At 36.7% G+C, this 13,029-nt stretch carries 10 protein-coding genes; 3 read left to right on the top strand and 7 right to left on the bottom strand.

Going from position 1 to position 13,029, the window contains the following annotated elements:
* Positions 1–2 precede the first annotated feature (2 nt).
* From TD18_RS02980 to TD18_RS02970, 3 genes are all read left to right on the top strand, one after another.
* Positions 3–1,988: a urocanate hydratase gene (locus TD18_RS02980; RefSeq protein WP_040248739.1), complete on the top strand. Its 1,986-nt coding sequence runs from the start codon at positions 3–5 to the stop codon at positions 1,986–1,988.
* A 17-nt stretch (positions 1,989–2,005) separates the two neighbouring features.
* The gene (locus tag TD18_RS02975) at positions 2,006–2,563 is read left to right on the top strand and encodes a DUF4136 domain-containing protein (RefSeq protein WP_040248286.1); all 558 of its coding nucleotides are present in this window, start codon (positions 2,006–2,008) and stop codon (positions 2,561–2,563) included.
* Between the two features lie 121 nt (positions 2,564–2,684).
* On the top strand, positions 2,685–4,361 hold the full coding sequence (locus TD18_RS02970) for a SulP family inorganic anion transporter (RefSeq protein ID WP_040248284.1): 1,677 nt from the start codon (positions 2,685–2,687) through the stop codon (positions 4,359–4,361).
* A gap of 46 nt (positions 4,362–4,407) precedes the next feature.
* Here TD18_RS02970 and TD18_RS02965 read toward each other — a convergent pair whose 3' ends face one another.
* The 7 genes from TD18_RS02965 to paaZ form a co-directional block, all read right to left on the bottom strand.
* The gene (locus TD18_RS02965; RefSeq protein ID WP_040248280.1) at positions 4,408–4,773 is read right to left on the bottom strand and encodes a hypothetical protein; all 366 of its coding nucleotides are present in this window, start codon (positions 4,771–4,773) and stop codon (positions 4,408–4,410) included.
* A gap of 70 nt (positions 4,774–4,843) precedes the next feature.
* Positions 4,844–6,922 carry an alpha-ketoacid dehydrogenase subunit alpha/beta gene (locus TD18_RS02960; RefSeq protein ID WP_394330398.1) on the bottom strand — a complete coding sequence of 693 codons (2,079 nt, stop codon included), beginning with the start codon at positions 6,920–6,922 and terminating at the stop codon, positions 4,844–4,846.
* An 82-nt stretch (positions 6,923–7,004) separates the two neighbouring features.
* A complete protein-coding gene (locus tag TD18_RS02955; protein WP_040248275.1) occupies positions 7,005–8,330 on the bottom strand; it encodes a dihydrolipoamide acetyltransferase family protein in 1,326 nt (441 codons plus the stop codon).
* Positions 8,331–8,501: 171 nt separating this feature from the next.
* Positions 8,502–9,098: an acyltransferase gene (locus TD18_RS02950; protein ID WP_040248272.1), complete on the bottom strand. Its 597-nt coding sequence runs from the start codon at positions 9,096–9,098 to the stop codon at positions 8,502–8,504.
* A gap of 32 nt (positions 9,099–9,130) precedes the next feature.
* Positions 9,131–9,454 (bottom strand): GIY-YIG nuclease family protein, encoded by a 324-nt coding sequence (locus TD18_RS02945; protein ID WP_040248270.1) that lies wholly within the window; start codon positions 9,452–9,454, stop codon positions 9,131–9,133.
* A 40-nt stretch (positions 9,455–9,494) separates the two neighbouring features.
* Positions 9,495–10,247 (bottom strand): enoyl-CoA hydratase/isomerase family protein, encoded by a 753-nt coding sequence (locus TD18_RS02940; RefSeq protein ID WP_040248268.1) that lies wholly within the window; start codon positions 10,245–10,247, stop codon positions 9,495–9,497.
* A gap of 63 nt (positions 10,248–10,310) precedes the next feature.
* Positions 10,311–12,854 (bottom strand): phenylacetic acid degradation bifunctional protein PaaZ, encoded by a 2,544-nt coding sequence (gene paaZ, locus TD18_RS02935; protein ID WP_040248266.1) that lies wholly within the window; start codon positions 12,852–12,854, stop codon positions 10,311–10,313.
* Between the last annotated feature and the right edge of the window lie 175 nt (positions 12,855–13,029).

Below are 13,029 nucleotides of genomic sequence, written 5' to 3'. Positions count from 1 at the left end.
GTATATCTTTTCAAGAACAAATTACAGAAGGAATTCCTAAAACTTTACCGCAATCTAAACCTTATGATTTCTCAATTAATCATGCGCCTAAGCGAAAAGAAATTCTGACTTCAGAAGAAAAAAAGTTAGCCCTGCAAAATGCATTGCGCTACTTTGATAAATCACATCACGCTGAATTAATAAAAGAGTTCAAAAACGAATTAGATACCTACGGAAGAATTTACATGTATCGTCTTCGTCCAGATTATAAAATGTATGCAAGACCTATTGATGAGTATCCTGCAAAATCTAAGCAAGCCGCAGCAATCATGTTAATGATTCAGAATAATCTCGATTATGCTGTTGCGCAACATCCTCATGAATTAATTACGTATGGTGGAAATGGAGGTGTATTTTCAAACTGGGCACAATACAGATTGACCATGAAATATCTTTCTGAAATGAATGACGAACAAACGCTTGTCATGTACTCTGGTCACCCCATGGGATTGTTTCCTAGTCACAAAGATGCGCCAAGAGTTGTAGTCACTAACGGAATGATGATACCTAACTATTCTAAACCTGATCACTGGGAAAAATTTAATGCTTTAGGTGTTACGCAATACGGACAAATGACTGCTGGAAGCTATATGTATATTGGTCCGCAAGGTATCGTTCATGGCACGACAATAACGGTATTAAACGGATTTAGAAAAATAAAAAAAGAACCTAAAGGAAACCTATTTGTAACATCTGGATTAGGAGGCATGTCTGGAGCACAACCAAAAGCGGGCAATATTGCTGGTTGTATTACGGTTTGTGCCGAAGTGAATCCAAAAATCACTCAGGTGAGATTAGATCAAGGTTGGATAGATGAAAAAATTACAGATTTAGAGGAATTGGTTGCCCGAGTTCTTAAAGCTAAAGCTGAAAAAGAAACCATTTCAATAGCCTATTTAGGAAACATCGTTGATGTATGGGAAAAATTTGATGAAGCCAATATTCATGTCGACTTAGGAAGTGATCAAACGTCGCTACATAATCCTTGGGCAGGTGGCTATTATCCTGTCGGTATTTCATTTGAAGACGCTAATGACATGATGGCAAATAAACCTGAATTATTCAAACAAAAAGTTCAGGAAACCTTACGTCGTCATGCAGCTGCAATCAATAAACACACTGCTAAAGGCACCTATTTCTTTGACTACGGAAATGCCTTTTTATTGGAAGCTTCAAGAGCTGGTGCTGATATCATGGCTGAAAATGGTATTGATTTTAAATATCCAAGTTATGTTCAAGATATTATGGGACCTATGTGTTTTGATTACGGATTTGGACCTTTTAGATGGGTTTGTGCTTCAGGAAAACCTGAAGATTTAGCAAAGACCGATGAGATTGCTTGCAATGTTTTAGAAGAGATAAAGAAAAATTCTCCTGAAGAAATTCAACAACAAATGGCTGATAATATTCAATGGATTAAAGGTGCCCAAGAAAACAAACTGGTTGTAGGTTCCCAAGCAAGAATTTTATATGCAGATGCCGAAGGACGAATGAAAATCGCTGAAGCATTCAATAATGCAATAAAAAACGGACTCATTGGTACTGTAATCCTTGGACGAGATCATCATGATGTTTCAGGAACAGACTCTCCTTATCGTGAAACCAGTAATATTTATGATGGGTCTCGCTTTACAGCAGATATGGCCATTCAAAATGTAATTGGAGATAGCTTTAGAGGTGCTACTTGGGTTAGTATCCACAATGGCGGTGGTGTTGGTTGGGGCGAAGTTATTAATGGTGGTTTTGGTATGGTTCTTGATGGTAGTAATGATGCTGAAAGACGTTTAAAATCGATGCTATTCTGGGATGTCAATAACGGAATTGCGAGACGAAACTGGGCTAGAAATGAAGGTGCTGTATTTGCTATTAAACGTGCGATGGAATCTGAACCTAATTTAAAGGTAACGCTTCCAAACTTAGTTGATGAAGACTTACTGAACTCGTTATAAATTATAAAAACATTGCTATGAAAAACTTTTTAACAAAATCATTAATTGTTCTATTTGGCATCTTAATGGCATCATGTTCATCTGTAAAAGTTGCTGCAGATTATGATAAAACTGCCGATTTTAATTCTTATAAAACCTTTGCCTTCTTTAAAACAGGAATAGATAAAGCTGAAATAAGTGACCTAGATAAACGTAGAATCTTAAGAGCTATTGAAGCAGAATTGTTAGCAAAAGGATATACTAAATCTGAAAATCCAGACATGCTGGTAAGCATTTTTACCAAATCACAACAACGGGTTGATATTTACAATAATGCTTGGGGCTGGGGAGGTTTTGGTCCAGGTTGGGGTGGTTACGGTCCAGGTTGGGGCTGGGGCTGGAATAATCAACCTGTAGTTTCAACCCAAACGGAAGGCACCTTATTTATTGACCTTATTGATATGGAAAAAAAAGAATTGATTTGGCAAGGAATGGGAACCGGCTATATTTCTAAAAAAATGGAGAAAAAAGAAGAGCAAATTAAAGAATTTGTTCAGAAAATAATGGAAAAATATCCTCCAGAAATAAACCGGTAAACGGTTTAAATCATATATGAAAAAGCATCAATATCCCATTGATGCTTTTTTTGTTTCTCTATTTGAGTTTTAAGCTTCATTTATAAAAGCCTATATTTGCCGACTTTTAAGAGTTTATATTATGATATTAGGTCAAACCACCAGAAAGAACTTTACTCAAAATCCGAAAAATGATATTTTATCAGGTTTAACAGTTGCATTAGCACTTGTACCTGAAGCTGTAGCATTTGCATTTGTTGCAGGAGTTGATCCGTTAGTTGGTTTATATGGAGCCTTTATGATGGGAATTGTGACAGCCCTATTCGGTGGAAGACCAGGAATGATTTCTGGTGCTACTGGAGCGATGGCAGTTGTGATGGTGCACCTAATTCAAAAAGGAAATGAAGTTGGTGTCAACCTCGAAATACCTATAGAAAATCTCGGACTTCAATGGCTATTTATTACTTTATTGTTTGTTGGTGCTATTCAAATATTAGCTGGTGTTTTTAAGTTAGGAAAATTCGTCAGACTCATACCACATCCTGTAATGATGGGATTTGTAAATGGTTTAGCCATAGTTATCTTTTTATCCCAATTGGGTTTGTTTCCTAATGCAGTTCCCAAAGACTTATCAATTTGGTCAAATACATCAGAGTGGTTTTCTGCTTTGTTTTCTAATGCAACCTTCTGGAAAATGATGGGCTTTATTGGATTAACTATGGCAATCATGTATGGCTTACCTAAGCTTACCAAAAAGATTCCAGCCGCACTAATTGCTATTGTTGTAGTTGCATGTATTACTATTTTTGGAGGTATAGAAATGAGTACCGTTGGATCATTTATTCAAGAAGGAGGAGGACAGGGATTAGAAGGTGGATTACCAACGTTTCAGGATCAAATATTTGGATTATTCAATACTTTAGCTGGACATTGGGATTTAATTTTTTCTACAGCATTTATATTGGCAGCTGTAGGTTTAATTGAATCATTAATGACACTGAATCTCATTGATGAAATGACTGAAACTAGAGGAAATGGCAACAGAGAGTGTATTGCTCAAGGTGGTGCAAATATGCTGAATGGCTTGTTTGGAGGAATGGGAGGCTGTGCTATGATTGGTCAATCTATTATAAATGTTGATTCAGGAGGTCGTGGACGATTGTCTGGTGCTGTTGCAGCAGTAGCCTTATTATGCTTTGTACTTTTTGGCGCGCCATTGATTGAACAGATTCCAATTGCAGCCTTGGTAGGCGTTATGTTTATGGTTGTTATAGGAACATTTGCCTGGAGTAGTTTTAGAATTATTAGAAAAATACCATTATCAGATGCTATTGTTTTAATTGCTGTTTCAGCAATTACAGTTTGGAAAGATCTTGCTGTTGCAGTGATTGCAGGAGTTATAATTTCAGCTTTAGTTTTTGCTTGGAAAAATGCAACAATGATTAGAGCGCGTAAACGCATCCAACCTGATGGCACCAAAACCTATGAAATTTGGGGACCATTATTTTTTGGTTCTATTCAAAATTTCAATTCGAAATTCGATGTAAAAAACGACCCTCAACACGTAGAAATAGATTTTATTGAATCAAGAGTAAGTGATCACTCTGCATTAGAGGCTATTTTCAATTTGGTGAACAAATATGAAGCAGAAGGCAAATCGATAAAATTAAGACATCTAAGTGAAGACTGTAAAATATTATTATATAAGGGAAGTCCGAAATTTAAAGAAGTTATAGTTGAAGACATTGATGATCCTAGATACCATTTAGCAGCTGATCCCGAAAAATTCACGAAACCATTATCAGAATATAACATATAAAAAAAGCGACCTTATTTGGGTCGCTTTTTTATTTAAATGTAATACACTAGAAATCTTTAACTAATTCAAGATATTTATTATACTGCTCCTCATTTAATATCTCTTTCATTTTAGACATAATATATTGGTCAATTTTAGCTTGCTTAGCTTCCAGTTGCTTGGCATCAGCCTCAGTGCCAGCTCTACCCATTTTCTCTTCAGTTTTCTCAAAAAGACTATACACTTGTTCTTGTTGTTTATCATTTAATCCTAAAGGACGAATCAAATTCATCGTCTTCTCTTTTGCATTAATGTTGCTTTTTTGAATCACTGCTGACTGAGTTTCTTTTTTTATTTTAGTCTGAGCAGTCATTGATTGGTTTCCTAAAAACAGAAACGTCGCTGCGGCAATTAATAGTATGTTTTTTTTCATAATAAAGTTAGATAAATTAATGGTTCAATATACGAAATTTGAAGTAGTTAGCATTAAAATTTTTAAAAAGCTAATAGTTTAATAAGGTTTCTATTTTTGTTTTTACTTTTTCAGTTGAAGGGATCATGGTCTCTTCTAAAGTTGAATTCAAAGGAATCGCTGGCATATTCTCACTACCAATAGTCATAACAGGTGCATCTAAATATTTAAAACATTCTTCTTGAATTTTCCCTGATAAAGCTCTTGCAAAACTATTATTAGAAGGCTCCTCTGTAACCACTAAACACTTTCCTGTTTTCTTAACTGAAGTCATAATTGTATCCTCATCTAATGGATATAAGGTTCTTAAATCAATAATCTCAATTTGGTCGCGCATATTTAATTCACCTGAAGCATTATATGCCCAATGCACTCCCATGCCGTAAGTCACAATAGTAAGGGTTTCAACATCATCTTGTTTCCAGATTTCCTGTAAGACCCAAGCTTTTCCAAATGGCAACACATAATCTTCAGATGGTTCAACAGAGGTCGCTGTTAAGGTTCCTGGTACTTTCGACCAGTATAAACCCTTATGTTCTAAAATAACAACAGGATTCGGGTCGTAATAAGCCGCTTTCAACAAGCCTTTTAAATCGGCTCCATTACTCGGATAAGCTATTTTAATGCCTCGTATATTCGTTATTACACTTTCTACGGAAGACGAATGATAAGGGCCTCCGCTTCCATAAGCTCCGATTGGTACACGAAGAATCATGCTTACAGGCCATTTTCCATTAGACAAATAGCAACTGCGACTTACCTCAGTAAATAACTGATTCAGTCCTGGCCAAATATAATCTGCAAACTGAACCTCAACAATAGGTTTTAAGCCAACAGCACTCATTCCTACAGTAGAGCCCACAATAAAAGCTTCCTGAATTGGTGTATTAAAAACTCTGTCATCACCAAATTTTTGAGCTAATGTAGCTGCTTCTCTAAACACACCTCCTAATCGTCCTCCAACATCTTGTCCATAGAGCAAACACTCTTTATGCTTCTTCATCAGTTCTTCAACAGCGAATAAAGCACAATCGACCATGACTACTTTATCTGCACCTTCAGGAGCACGAATTCCCTTCTCTTCAGTAATTGGCGTTGGCACAAAATCGTTAGTAAATAAATCTTCAGGCTTAGGGTCTTCGGCTTTTAACGCTTTTTTAAAATCCTGTTCTACTTTCGTTTTCGCAGAATTTTCTATGTTATCAACTTCAGTCTCAGAAAAACCATGATCTAATAACTGCTGTTTTAAAACCGGGTAAGGGTCTCTCGATCTGGCTTCTTCCAAATCATCACGATACCATTCCATTCGTACACCAGACGTATGATGATTTAATAACGGAACTTTAGCATGCACTAAAAATGGACGTCTTTCTTTACGAATGGTTTTAATGACGTTTTCTAATGCCTCATAGCTTTCGATAAAGTTTGCGCCATCAATAGAAATTGCATCTAAGCCATGAAATCCCTGAGCATATTCAAAAGCATTCTGAGCTCTGGTTTCCGCTGCATTAGCAGAAATATCCCAACCATTATCCTGAACTAGATACAAAATTGGCATTTGCTTTAGAGCTGCCATTTGAAAAGCTTCGGCAATTTCACCTTCGGTGACTGAAGCATCACCTAATGAGCACACTGTTATGGGTTTAAGACCTCTCGACTCCGCTCGAGGTGACAACTGAGCTGCTTTATCCGCAATACCTTGCAATTCTTTATATTGCATTCCCATGGCTACTCCTGTTGCAGGAATGGCTTGCATACCAGTTGCAGAAGACTGATGTGGAATTTTAGGTTTATCATCATCCTTTAAGCTTGGATGGGAATAATAGGTTCGACCTCCTGAAAATGGATCGTCTTTTTTGGCTAATAATTGCAACATTAAATCATAAGGCTCCAATCCGAATGATAATAACATAGCATCATCTCTATAATACGGAAACGCATAATCCTGTGGTAACAATTGCATTCCTAAAGCCGTTTGAATGGCTTCATGACCTCTTGAGGTTGCATGTACATATTTTGAAACTTGTTTGAAATTCGCTTCATATAATTCTGCCATAGCTTTGGCAGTACACAAATTTGAAAATCCTTTTTTAAGTATGTCTTTATTCATTTTATTCATTTTGTCATTGTGAGGAGTGAAACGACGTAACAATCTTTTCAAAGATTCTTCGCTTCGCTCTGAATGACATTAATTATATTTTTCTATTTACATCAAACTGCTCAAAGTAATCAGCTACGCGACGTACGAAACTTCCACCTAAAAACCCGTCAACGACTCGATGGTCAAAGGATAAAGATAGATACATCATACTTCTAATCGCGATTTCATCACCTTTGTCTGTTGTTATCACTTCAGGTCGTTTTTTTATGATTCCAAGAGCAAGAATAGCAACTTCTGGCTGATTGATAATTGGTGTTCCCATGACACTTCCAAAGGTTCCTACATTAGAAATCGTAAAGGTGCTGCCCTGAATATCGTCTGCTTTTAAATTATTCTCTCTGGCTTTATTAGAAAGTTCATTCACATTTGCGGCTAAAGCTTGTAAGTCTTTCGTATCAGCATTTTTTACTACTGGAACAATTAAATTCCCACTAGGTAAAGCCGTTGCCATACCAATATTGATATTGTCCTTTACAATAATGTTTTTGCCGTCGACAGAGGCATTGATATTAGGAAAGTCTTTGACTGCCTTAGCAACAGCTTCAACAAATAAAGGTGTAAAGGTTAGACGTTCACCATATGTTTTCTGAAAAGCATCTTTGTTAGCATTTCGCCAATTGACCATATTGGTTAAATCGGCTTCAACATAAGCGGTTACATGAGGTGATGTATGCTTAGAATATACCATATGATCAGCAATCATTTGGCGCATTCTGTCCATTTCAATGACTTTCCCTTGACCCTTGTCGAAAGTTAACTGTGGAATACGATAAGCTGTAGGATCCTGTTGAGCAACAGGTTGCGCAAATTTAAATGGTCGACCATCTTCTATATATTGAAACACATCACTTTTACGTAAGCGACCCTCATGACCTGTTGCAGGTATACGAGCCAACTCTTCAAAACTAATATGATGTTCTTTAGCGATTTTAATAACTAATGGAGAAAAGAATGTATTACTATTTGAAACTGAAAATGCATTTGATTGAGACATCTCGACTGCGCTCGATGTGACAGTGCGCTTCTTTTTAGGCTTTTCATTTTTCTTTTGAGACATCTCAACTGTGCTCGACGTGTCATCTTGTTTTTTTGTAGATTTTGAAGAAGAAACATTACCATTGGTTTTAATGACAGCAATGGTCTCGCCTATTTTGATAACCGCATTGGCATCAAATAAAATCTCCTCAATAACTCCTGAAACATTTGAAGGCACCTCAGAATCTACCTTATCGGTAGCGACTTCTAGAAGCATTTCATCCTCTTCAATGGTATCACCAACATTTTTGAACCACGTTATGATGGCTGCTTCTGTAATACTCTCACCCAATCTGGGCATTTTAAATTCTACTTTTGACATTTTTGTTTCTATTGTTAGATTCCTCGGCTGTGCTCGGAATGACAATTATATGTTGTTTTTTTTCTTTCGCGTTAGCGATTGAACGTTTCGACTGCGCTCAACGCAGGCTAATTGTTTGAGCTCCTTGAAAAGAGCGAGTAGTGAAAGCGCGACCCTTGTGGTAACGCCCAACTACTTTTTCATAAAATCACGTAATGTTTGATAAACATCTTGCTGCAACATGTTATCTTTAGGCACTTTACGCAATGGCTCAACTTCTTTCAAGGTATCATGACATTCTTGTGGTAATTGCTGATACAATTGCGTGCCTTTCGTTTTCCAGGCAATCATCTCGTCACTTACTTCTTTTATAACTTTTGCAGGATTACCAACCACTAAACTCCGTTTTGGAATGATGGTTTCTGCCTTTACAAATGCCATAGCTCCTATAATACACTCGTCTCCTATTTCGGCATCGTCCATAATGACAGTGTTCATCCCAATCAAACAATTTCTACCCAAATTAGCACCATGAATAATGGCACCATGACCAACATGTACACTTTCTTTAAGCGTAATGGATTTTCCGGGAAACATATGCACTGTACAATTTTCCTGAACGTTGACGCCATCTTCTAAAATGATTTGTCCCCAATCTCCACGTATAGCTGCACCTGGACCAATGTAACAGTTTTTGCCAATGATGACGTTACCTGTTACAGCTGCCAGAGGATGCACGAAACTGCTTTCGTGAACAACAGGTGTATAGCCTTTGAATTGATATATCATTATTATTACTTCCTGCGCAGGCAGGAATCTTATTATTTATTAACTCTAAACTCTCTATTATTATCTAAGTTCCAATTAATGCTTAAATCTGTCCAACTAGGATTCATTTCTTCAATTAAATTGACTTTCCATTCTCTTTTCCATTTTTTGAATCGCCTTTCTCTAGTTGAAGCGTCTTCTCCGTTATCAAATTCTTCAAAATAAACAAGATTTTCACAGTTATATCTAGCCGTAAATGATTTCGGATAAATCTTATACTTATGCTCTCTTACTCTTTCATCAAGATTATCAGTCACACCAATATAAATTACTCCATTTGGCTTATATGCCATTATGTAGACATACCAAAACGTCATTACTTATTCATTATGAGATTCCTGCCTTCGCAGGAATTAGTTATTTATATGTTTTTAATTTCTCTTTTGTAAAATCTGAAAGTACTAATCTACCGCTCGTTACTGCTCGTTCTGCCAGTAACTCATCCCAATCGTCTGTGCCTTTCCAGAATACTTTTTTCATTTCCATTATCGCTTCAGTATTGTACGTGCATAAGTGTTCTGCTGTAGTTTTAACAGCTTCATCGAGTTCTTCAGTACTTTCAAAGACATGAGTAAACAGTCCTTTTTGTTTTGCCCATTCTGCTGGATAAAACGAATTGGCATCAATAGCGATTTGTGACATGGCACTCAATCCCATTTTTCGCTCAATTGCTGGTCCGACAACAAATGGTCCGATACCAATATTTAATTCGCTCAGTTTAATCGCAGCGAATTTTGTTCCCATACAATAATCGGTTGAGGCTGCTAGTCCAACACCTCCTCCTACAGTTTTTCCTTGTATGCGTCCGATGATAAATTTCGGACATTTGCGCATGGCATTAATGACATTAGCAAATCCGGAAAAGAATACTTTTCCTGTTGCTGCATCATTGATATTGATCAATTCTTTAAAGCTTGCTCCAGCACAAAAGGTTCTGTCGCCTCCACTTTTAAGAACGATAACTTTAATAGCATCGTTTTGTCCTGCATCAGTAATGGTTTGTGCTAATTTCGCCAGGACATCTCCTGGTAATGAGTTGTGGGCAGGATGAAAAAATTCGATGTATCCTACTTCGTTTTGTATGTTTAAAGTTACGTATGGTTGTGTCATGATTTAAGAATCAAGATTTATAGAATCAAGAATCAAGACAGTCTTGGCTCTTGATTCTTGTTTTTATTTATCTAATAATCCGAATTGTTCAAAATGGTGGTTAAGGTGTTTTCTTTCTAATAAATAGGATTCATATCTGTTTAACTCACCGAAAACCAGATTCTTTAATTTAGAATCAGGATTTTCTTTAAAATATTCTACATACTTTTCTCTTTGCGCTTTAAATTGTTCAATCGCAGTTACCAAATTAGGATGTTTTAAATCATCTAAAGTGTCTTTTTCCAGTTGTGGGAATTGACTGTTCTTCGGAAATTTATCATAGTTATATAAACTGTTCTTAACCTTATCCAATATCTTTTCTGGCGTCGCAATTTCAAAATCCTGAATTTCACCTGAGGCAATTTTATAAGTATATTCTAAATGCTCGATCATGTGCTGAGGCGTCATAATTCCCCATTTTGGCTTCGCATCTTGCGAAAGTTTAGATAGACATTCTTCGATTTTATCATATGTCATTTCAACAAAAGTTTCTTGTTTCTTTTGAACCATTGTTAAAATAGTTGCGACTGCTACTAAAGGACTGTCTTTATCACTTTTTTGACTTTCAGGTCTATCCTCAAAATTAGCATCAAACACTTCAACATGCCATTTTACAATGCCACTTGGATGTTCAGCTGAAGCGACATCGCGATCAACTTTTTGCTTACAGGTTAATCTAACATAAATCGTATCGTTGTGATATAAAGGTCTAAGAAATCGAATACTATCTAAACCATAGTTAGCAGCGACTGGACCTTTGTTTGGATATACAAATAAACCTGCTGCTGCTGAAATGATGAAATAGCCATGAGCTGTTCTCTTTTCGAAAATACTACCATCTAAAGAGGTGATATCTGTATGCGCATAAAAATGATCCCAAGTGAGATTTGCGAAGTTAATGATATCAGTATCTGTTAACGTACGTTTATGAGTTTTGAGCGACATACCTGGTTGAATGTCTTCCCAATGGTATTTGAATGGATGATGTTCTGCTTCTTTATACTTTGCATTTTGCTGGTAAATACCCGTAATTTCTGAAATTGTGGTTGGAGAACCCTGAATAGCTGTGCGTTGTAAATAATGCTTAATACCACGCATGCCACCCATTTCTTCACCACCACCAGCACGACCTGGACCACCATGAACTAAATAAGGTAATGGCGAACCATGACCAGTACTTTCTTTAGCACTTTCTCTATTAAGCACTAGGATTCTACCATGATGAGAAGCAGCATTGATTACATACTCTTTAGCAATTTTATCATCATTTGTCGCAATTGAAGAGACCAAAGATCCTTTGCCCATTTGCGCTAATGTAATGGCTTCCTCTAAGTTTTTATAAGGCATTATTGTACTTACTGGTCCGAAAGCTTCACGTTCATGAATGACTGTATTCTGGAACGGGTGATCTGCTCTTAATAAAATCGGACTGATAAATGCACCTTTATTAACATCAGCTCCAATGGTTTTAATGTTGTCTAAATCGCCATAAACGATTTGAGCTTCTTTGGCTAAGTCGTTTACAGAATCTCTAACCGCCTGAACTTGCTGATGACTCACAAGTGATCCCATTCTCACTTCCTTTAATCTAGGATCGCCTATGGTGACTTTATCTAAGGCTTTACCTAAAGAAATCTGAACATCTTCCACTAAATTTTCAGGAACTATGATACGTCGGATTGCTGTACATTTTTGCCCAGCTTTAACGGTCATTTCTTTTCGAACTTCTTTAATAAACAAATCAAATTCTGGAGTTCCTGGAACAGCATCTTGACCTAAGATTGATGCGTTAAGCGAATCCGCTTCCATAGTAAAAGGCACAGATTCCTGAATGAGTCTTGGATGCGCTTTTAACAAACGTCCTGTTGCAGCTGAACCTGTAAACGTTACCACGTCTTGAGATTCTACAGTATCAAGGATTGTTTTAACCGTTCCGTTTATAATTTGCAAAGCACCTTCTGGTAAAATACCTGAATCTATAATGGTACGAGCAACAGCTTCTGCTAAATATGACGATGAAGGCGCAGGTAACACCACTGCAGGAACTCCAGCCATCCAGTTTACTGCACATTTTTCTAACATGCCCCAAACTGGAAAGTTAAAAGCATTGATATGAACTGCAACGCCTTTTTTAGGCACCATGATATGATGCGCCATAAAGCGTCCACCACGAGATAAATCAACAGGATCACCTTCGACATGAAACGGCTGATTTGGGAATAATTTTCTTAATGATGCATTGGCAAATAAGTTTCCGAAACCACCTTCGATGTCGATCCAGCTATCCACTTTCGTTGCACCAGTTCTGTAACTTAAATCGTAAAATGCATCTTTTCTTTTAGTCAAATACAATGCTAATTTTTTGAGCATATTTCCACGCTCTTGGAAAGTCATTTTACGAAGTTGTTCGCCACCTTTAGTTCTTCCGTAGTTAAGGATTTCAGGAATATCTAATCCTTCAATAGCTACACTTGTAAATGCTTCACCAGTTATAGCATCCAGTATTGGTGTTCCTTCTTCTTTTCCTGTCGTCCAGTTTCCTTGGACGTAGTGTTGGATTTTGTTCATAACTAATGCCTGTAAAAGCAGGTATTTTTTACTTATTAATTCTAAACTCTCTATTATCTAATTTCTAATTTGTACTTAAATCAAACCAACTTGGATTCATATCTACTATTAATTTCACTTTCCATTCACGTTTCCACTTTTTGAATTATCGTTTTCTTTTAGAAGCATCTTCTCC

It is taken from the genome of Psychroserpens mesophilus (genome assembly GCF_000826645.1).
Classification (GTDB): Bacteria; Bacteroidota; Bacteroidia; order Flavobacteriales; family Flavobacteriaceae; genus Psychroserpens; species Psychroserpens mesophilus.
Note: the sequence above shows the minus strand (reverse complement) of the source record. Positions and strands in the feature narration are given on the sequence as shown.

Excerpts from the sequence above, each read along its gene's own strand:
- TD18_RS02970 (WP_040248284.1), top strand. The coding sequence starts at position 2,685 with ATGATATTAGGTCAAACCACCAGAAAGAACTTTACTCAAAATCCGAAA.
- TD18_RS02955 (WP_040248275.1), bottom strand. The coding sequence starts at position 8,330 with ATGTCAAAAGTAGAATTTAAAATGCCCAGATTGGGTGAGAGTATTACA.
- TD18_RS02975 (WP_040248286.1), top strand. The coding sequence starts at position 2,006 with ATGAAAAACTTTTTAACAAAATCATTAATTGTTCTATTTGGCATCTTA.
- TD18_RS02950 (WP_040248272.1), bottom strand. The coding sequence starts at position 9,098 with ATGATATATCAATTCAAAGGCTATACACCTGTTGTTCACGAAAGCAGT.
- TD18_RS02940 (WP_040248268.1), bottom strand. The coding sequence starts at position 10,247 with ATGACACAACCATACGTAACTTTAAACATACAAAACGAAGTAGGATAC.
- TD18_RS02945 (WP_040248270.1), bottom strand. The coding sequence starts at position 9,454 with ATGACGTTTTGGTATGTCTACATAATGGCATATAAGCCAAATGGAGTA.
- TD18_RS02960 (WP_394330398.1), bottom strand. The coding sequence starts at position 6,922 with ATGAATAAAGACATACTTAAAAAAGGATTTTCAAATTTGTGTACTGCC.
- paaZ (WP_040248266.1), bottom strand. The coding sequence starts at position 12,854 with ATGAACAAAATCCAACACTACGTCCAAGGAAACTGGACGACAGGAAAA.
- TD18_RS02965 (WP_040248280.1), bottom strand. The coding sequence starts at position 4,773 with ATGAAAAAAAACATACTATTAATTGCCGCAGCGACGTTTCTGTTTTTA.